The following is a 6512-nucleotide window of genomic DNA, read 5'->3' as shown; positions in this document are numbered from 1 at the left end:
CGAGGAAGCCCTTGCCCGGTAATTCCCCTTCGCCAGCTCGATGGCCGTTTTAGTAGCTATCTCAATTGGACGAGTATAACGGGTAGCAATACGACTTCCCAGCATAATAATAATCAGTAAAGAAGCCCCGAGGCTTACAGCAAGTATGATCCACGCTTGCTTATTCGCTTGTTTAATGCCTTCTTCTTCATTACTGAAAATGACGAATCCTTCTAATTTACCGCCGATTTCTATCTTTCCCCAGTAATAACGGAGTTCATTTTCACCGGCAATTTTCTTATAGCCGTACCGTTTTGTACCGTTTTTTTCTTCGACTATATTCTTCAAAAGGACTTTATGCGCGCCGACATTGTCGAAACGATTCGCATTGGAATCAAAGAGAATCTGACCATCGCTTGAGATAATTGTGCAGTTATGGTCTTCCATCGAATTAAAAAGTTCTATGTTCTCATTATTTAAAAAAGGCGTAATCCCGCCAATTTCCTCAATATAATTAGTGATAAATAAGGTTTCATTTTCAATACGTTCGTTAAACGCATTCGCATAATAGGCCTTAAACAACAATCCTAACAATAAGCCCACGGCCAGAAAAACGACCATGATTAATAGAATCAATGCCAGGAGAAGCTTCGTTCTAAACTTTGTCATTCCGCCTTCGGTTCCTCAAGTTTATAACCCAATCCCCTAATGGTTTTTATGTAGAGAGGTTTTCGTGTATCATGTTCAATTTTTTCACGTAAATGACTGATATGAACATCTACAATACGTGTATCCCCTGCAAAGTCATAATTCCAAACAGCACTAAGCAGTTGATCACGAGTCAGTACCTTCCCCTTGTATCTGGCCAGATACAGCAGCAATTCGAATTCTTTTGGCGTCAGCTCCAGCAAAGACGATTCAAAATACGCTTCATAACGCTCGGGGAAAATTTCAAGTCCGCTTAGCTTGATTAGTTCCTCATCTGTTTCTTTGTCTTCTTTAACAGGAGCCTGAATTTCCATTCTTCGTAAAATTGCTTTAACTCGAGCGACTACTTCACGTGGACTGAAAGGTTTTGTCATATAATCATCTGCACCTAACTCTAGACCCAGCACTTTATCGAATTCATCATCCTTTGCTGTCAGCATGAGAATGGGCACCATGACTTTTTGCTGACGAAGCCGCTTGCACACTTCAATCCCATCAAGTTTAGGCAGCATTAAATCTAATACCAGTAAGTCCGGTGTTTCAAGACTTGCGAGCCTCAACCCTTCTTCGCCATCAGATGCTGTCACTACAGAAAAGCCTGCTTGCTCCAAGTTATATTGAAGCAAAGTTACAATTGATTGTTCATCATCCACTACGAGAATTTTTTTAACCATGATTTCCTCCTGAATATGTATTACCCCTAACTCATTAGAGTCTGTTCATCCATCCCCATTATAAATGAATGCGAGAGAAAACGCATAGTTCGAGTGACAAATAAACCTCGCACATGTATGCGAGGTTCTCAAAACGGATCGGTAAATAGATGCGTAGTCTGCTGTTCAAAAGAAGGTGGAATGATGAGTAATTTCCCCATTAAAACGGACTCTTCTTGTTCATTTCTTCTTTAAAAGCATGAGTAGTCCTCCTGATTTATACTAAAAAACCACCAAAGAGTAGGCATACTGAAGGTGAACGCCACCCCCTTGCTTCTATTCTTTAGATAGCTTTTGTCAAACACTTTCACATTAATTTAAAACGTCCATTACTTGACGTACAGAGTCCACAGATTTAGAAAGAGCTGCTTTTTCTTCTTCAGTCAATTCTAATTCGATAATCTGTTCAATCCCATTAGCTCCTATAATTGTTGGTACACCTAAATATATTCCTTCAAATCCGTATTCGCCCTCTAGGTAAGCGATGGTTGGAAGGACACGACGTTGATCCTTAAGAATTGCTTCGGCCATTTCGACAATAGCAGCTGCGGGTGCATAATACGCGCTGCCATTCCCAAGCAAATTCACAATTTCTCCTCCGCCTGTTCGTGTACGAGCGACGATTGCTTCTAAACGGTCTTGCGGAATTAATGTTTCTAACGGGATACCTCCAGCGTATGAATACCGAACAAGCGGAACCATATCATCTCCGTGTCCGCCAAGTACAAAACCAGTGATATCTTTAACAGAAAGATTTAATTCTTTGGCAACAAATGTACGGAAACGTGCTGAATCCAGCACCCCTGATTGACCGATGACACGGTGTTTAGGGAATCCTGATTCTTTGAATACCGTGTATGTCATTGCATCAACAGGGTTAGTCAGTACGATAATGGTTGTGTTAGGGGAATACTTCACAATTTCCTGCGTCACTGATTTCATCACTTTTTGGTTAATTTGCACCAAATCGTCACGACTCATTCCAGGTTTGCGTGCAATACCTGCAGTGATAATAACTAAATCGGATTTTGCTGTTTCAGCGTAGTCGGACGTACCACTAATATTTGCATCAAATCCTTGTACAGGACCTGCTTCAGCCATATCTAGTGCTTTTCCTTTTGTAGGGTTTTCTGTTTGAGGAATATCGACTATTACTACATCACCAAGTTCTTTTTGCGCTAATAAGAAAGCAGTAGTAGCTCCAGTAAAACCAGCACCAACCACTGTGATTTTTTTACGAGACATGATTTATCAACCTCCCGTGTTAAGTAGTATGTTGTCTATTTAATAAAAGCTTCGTAAAGGGAGTGAGTACCAATCCCTTCACGAAGCTGATTATAAACTTATAGGTTTTTAATTAATTCATCGGCAAACTCTGAACATTTAACTTCAGTAGCGCCTTCCATTAGACGAGCAAAGTCATATGTTACCACTTTAGACTCAATCGTTTTTTCAACAGAAGCTGTAATCGATGCAGCAGCTTCAGACCAGCCTAAATGTTCAAGCATTAATACGCCAGAAAGTAATACAGATGAAGGATTAACTTTATCTAATCCAGCATATTTTGGTGCTGTACCATGTGTTGCTTCAAAGATAGCATGTCCAGTCACGTAGTTGATGTTTGCTCCAGGAGCAATACCAATTCCGCCAACTTGAGCAGCAAGAGCATCAGAAATATAATCACCATTCAAGTTCATTGTGGCTACTACATCACACTCTTTTGGACGCGTTAAGATTTGCTGCAAGAAGATATCAGCAATTGAATCTTTAACGATAATTTTTCCTTCAGCTTCAGCAGCAGCTTGTGCTTTATTAGCAGCATCTGTTCCTTCAGCTTCTTTGATTTTATCGTATTGATTCCATGTGAATACTTTATCGCCGAATTCTTGTTCAGCCACTTCATATCCCCAGTTTTTAAATGCGCCTTCAGTGAATTTCATGATATTTCCTTTATGCACAAGTGTTAAAGAAGAACGGTTTTCTTTAATTGCGTAATTAATAGCAGCACGTACTAAACGTTTTGTACCTTCTTCAGAGATAGGTTTAATCCCAATACCTGAAGTTTCAGGGAAACGAATATTTTTAACAGCAAATTCGGTTTTCAAGAAATCGATTAGTTTCTTCACTTCGTCTGAACCTTTTGCATATTCAATTCCAGCGTAAATATCTTCTGTATTTTCACGGAAAATAACCATGTCAGTATCTTCTGGGCGTTTAACCGGTGATGGTACACCTTCAAAGTAACGAACAGGACGAAGACAAACGTACAAATCAAGTTCTTGACGTAATGCCACGTTTAGGGAACGAATTCCTCCGCCGATTGGTGTAGTTAGTGGTCCTTTAATCGCAATTAGGTATTCGCGAATTACGTCAAGTGTTTCAGCAGGAAGCCATTCTCCTGTTTTATCGAAAGCTTTTTGTCCAGCATAGACTTCTTTCCATTCGATTTTCTTTTCACCTTTATATGCTTTTTCTACAGCTGCGTCTAAAACACGAGAAGCCGCTGCCCAAATATCAGGTCCAATTCCGTCTCCCTCGATATAAGGAACGATTGGATTGTTTGGTACCTGTAAAGTACCGTCAACTACTGCAATTTTTTCACCTTGTGTCATGTTTATACCCCCGATTCAATATCAAAGGTTAGCTTACTCTTCATCGAAGAGTTACTAACCTTGTTTACTCACAATACTAAATTTACTACAAATTTCAAAACTAGTTAAACATTATTTATCTTTTTTCAATAGATACATATTTTTGCATACCTGGTCCAGTATACTCTGCACGCGGGCGGATCAGTCGATTGTTAGCATATTGCTCAAGAATATGAGCAATCCAACTTGACGTACGGCTGACAGCAAAAATAGGAGTGAATAAATCATGATCGATACCTAAACTATGGTACACGGATGCCGAATAGAAATCCACATTTGGCGGCAGATTTTTTTGTCCTGTTACCAAATCTTGAATCTTTACAGACATTTCGTAGTATTCAGGCTGACCAGTTAATTCTGTCAGTTTCTTAGACATATCACGAAGATGTTTTGCACGCGGATCTCCTTTACGGTATACACGGTGGCCAAAGCCCATGATTTTTTCTTTGTTTTCTAGTTTTTCATTAATATACGATTCTACTTTATCGACAGAACCGATTTCTGTAAGCATTTTCATAACTTGTTCATTTGCTCCGCCATGTAATGGTCCTTTTAATGCACCAATAGCAGATGTCACACCAGAATAGATGTCTGCTAAAGTAGCTACACACACCCGAGCTGTAAAGGTTGAGGCATTTAGTTCATGATCTGCATGCAAAACTAGGGCTTTGTTAAATGCTTCTACTTCAATCGCTTCTGGTTCGTTGCCAGTCAGCATATATAAGAAGTTTGCGGCAAAACTTAAATCAGTACGCGGTGCAACTGGCTCTTGACCTTTACGTACACGAGCAAATGCTGTAACAAGAGTTGGCATTTGCGCTTGAATTCGGATGGCTTTACGGTAGTTCGCTTCGTCATTCATAACATCTGATTCATCATCATAAAGTGCTAATAATGAAACCGCTGTCCGAAGAGCGGCCATGGGATGAACTTTATCAATAGGATACGTTTTAAAGTGGTTTAAAACCTCATCAGGGATGGCCGCATTTTCTGCCAGCTGTTTTGTCAGTTCTTCCAGCTGACTTTGTGTAGGGAGATTACCGTGCCAAAGCAGATAAATAACTTCCTCAAATGTGGCATTATCCGCTAAATCGTCAATGTCATACCCAGCGTATGTTAACGTATCATCGATTATTGAACTAATCGCTGAAGTCGTTGCCACGATACCTTCTAGACCCTTTGTTGCTGTCATACAAAATCTCTCCTTTTCTAAAAAAAAATTCCCCTTTGACCAATGCTCAGTATAATATAGCGCTTCCAAAGAAATTTAAATAAGTATCATACAATATGTAATTCCTAGGGTTGTAGTCCCCCTGAAAAAACGAGAGTGCATCAATTGGCACCATCATTTTTTACCCTAAAAACTACTCCTTGAAACTTCCTATCGAGCGCTTGCTCAGGTAACGGCAAACCAATCCTAAAAATAGATACTATTCCATATCTTTGTAGAAAAGTCAGCGATAGTTACAAGACCTATTATAAACAATTATCAGTTTTTTGGAAATGGAAAGCACTTAAAAATCGAAAATATTATTATTTTATTAGAAAAACTCATAAATAACTGATTGGATAATTATTCAAATAATTTCGTATAAGGAAACCTGACTCAGGTTTCCTGTTCTGTTATTGCTATTTAATTAGATTAAAAAGCTGCATAAATAAGTAAGCAATCCCTGCACCAATTAAGGGTCCAACGGCTACTCCTTTAAATAGGGCAACAGCCAAAATGGTACCAAAGACAAGTGCCACGGTGATATGAGGATCATCGGCAAGCAAGGTGAGTCCATTCTTTGCAATCAGCGCTACTGCAATTCCTGATAGTAACGCTATCCATGCATAGGGTGACTTTATGGCTTCTGCCAGCTGTTTGTACCCGATTGCACCACTCGCAATCGGGACTAGCACGGCAATGGTGATCACGGTCACACCAAGATTAATTCCCTTTGATGAGAGGAAGGGAAATACTTTCGTATCAAGCCCTGTCAGCTTAATTAATAATAAAATTCCTGCTGCAGCCATCAATGATGAGTTTTTAGCAATGAGGCCAATTATGAGAAGCATAAGTAAAAATACATAAGGACCATACATCTAACATTCCTCCATAAACCGAACTCTTGTTATTTTAACATAGCAAAAGGGACAAGTATTCGTAAAAAAACTGCCCCTACTTAGTTGTTTTGAAAAAATAGTCAGATAATTGACCTTTCTTTTATCTTGAAGCCTAGTTACAATAAACAATATAGTTATTGAGCGATTAAAAGGGGGGAAAAGCATGAATCCCATTTACATTTATCGGTTCGTCCGTTTTTTCGTTGCCATCGGAATTGTCGTATTAGGCGGGGTCGCATTGTTTTATCTCTCAACCTACACATATCCCTTTATCATCGCTATATTTATCGCCTTTTTCATGAATCCACTGGTTAATTTTTTTGAAAAAAAAGCCCGAATGCCAAGAGGGCTT

The 6512-nt window shown here is 39.3% G+C and carries 5 protein-coding genes and 2 pseudogenes; 1 reads left to right on the top strand and 6 read right to left on the bottom strand.

Going from position 1 to position 6512, the window contains the following annotated elements; all coding sequences use genetic code 11:
• From AC52RT_RS16820 to AC52RT_RS16795, 6 genes and pseudogenes are all read right to left on the bottom strand, one after another.
• Positions 1-648, bottom strand: a pseudogene (locus AC52RT_RS16820) (PAS domain-containing sensor histidine kinase); the annotation flags it as partial.
• Positions 645-1361, bottom strand: a complete 717-nt coding sequence (locus tag AC52RT_RS16815) for a response regulator (protein WP_495541808.1) — start codon at positions 1359-1361, stop codon at positions 645-647. The gene AC52RT_RS16815 and the pseudogene AC52RT_RS16820, both read right to left, overlap by 4 nt.
• 351 nt (positions 1362-1712) lie before the next feature.
• Positions 1713-2645: a malate dehydrogenase gene (mdh, locus tag AC52RT_RS16810; protein ID WP_495541807.1), complete on the bottom strand. Its 933-nt coding sequence runs from the start codon at positions 2643-2645 to the stop codon at positions 1713-1715.
• A 98-nt stretch (positions 2646-2743) separates the two neighbouring features.
• On the bottom strand, positions 2744-4012 hold the full coding sequence (gene icd / locus AC52RT_RS16805) for an NADP-dependent isocitrate dehydrogenase (protein ID WP_495541806.1): 1269 nt from the start codon (positions 4010-4012) through the stop codon (positions 2744-2746).
• Positions 4013-4127: 115 nt separating this feature from the next.
• Complete coding sequence (gene citZ, locus AC52RT_RS16800; protein WP_495541805.1) at positions 4128-5243, bottom strand: citrate synthase; 1116 nt, start codon at positions 5241-5243, stop codon at positions 4128-4130.
• Positions 5244-5680: 437 nt separating this feature from the next.
• Positions 5681-6139, bottom strand: a complete 459-nt coding sequence (locus tag AC52RT_RS16795; protein ID WP_495541804.1) for a DUF441 domain-containing protein — start codon at positions 6137-6139, stop codon at positions 5681-5683.
• A 184-nt stretch (positions 6140-6323) separates the two neighbouring features.
• On the opposite strand from AC52RT_RS16795, the pseudogene AC52RT_RS16790 reads away from it, so the two are divergent.
• Positions 6324-6512: pseudogene (locus AC52RT_RS16790) on the top strand (sporulation integral membrane protein YtvI); the annotation flags it as partial.

Source organism: Peribacillus sp., assembly GCF_059453735.1.
Note: the sequence above shows the minus strand (reverse complement) of the source record. Positions and strands in the feature narration are given on the sequence as shown.

What these genes read in the sequence shown, in the direction of transcription:
- icd (WP_495541806.1), bottom strand. Translation starts at nt 4,012, where the DNA reads ATGACACAAGGTGAAAAAATTGCAGTAGTTGACGGTACTTTACAGGTA.
- citZ (WP_495541805.1), bottom strand. Translation starts at nt 5,243, where the DNA reads ATGACAGCAACAAAGGGTCTAGAAGGTATCGTGGCAACGACTTCAGCG.
- AC52RT_RS16795 (WP_495541804.1), bottom strand. Translation starts at nt 6,139, where the DNA reads ATGTATGGTCCTTATGTATTTTTACTTATGCTTCTCATAATTGGCCTC.
- mdh (WP_495541807.1), bottom strand. Translation starts at nt 2,645, where the DNA reads ATGTCTCGTAAAAAAATCACAGTGGTTGGTGCTGGTTTTACTGGAGCT.
- AC52RT_RS16815 (WP_495541808.1), bottom strand. Translation starts at nt 1,361, where the DNA reads ATGGTTAAAAAAATTCTCGTAGTGGATGATGAACAATCAATTGTAACT.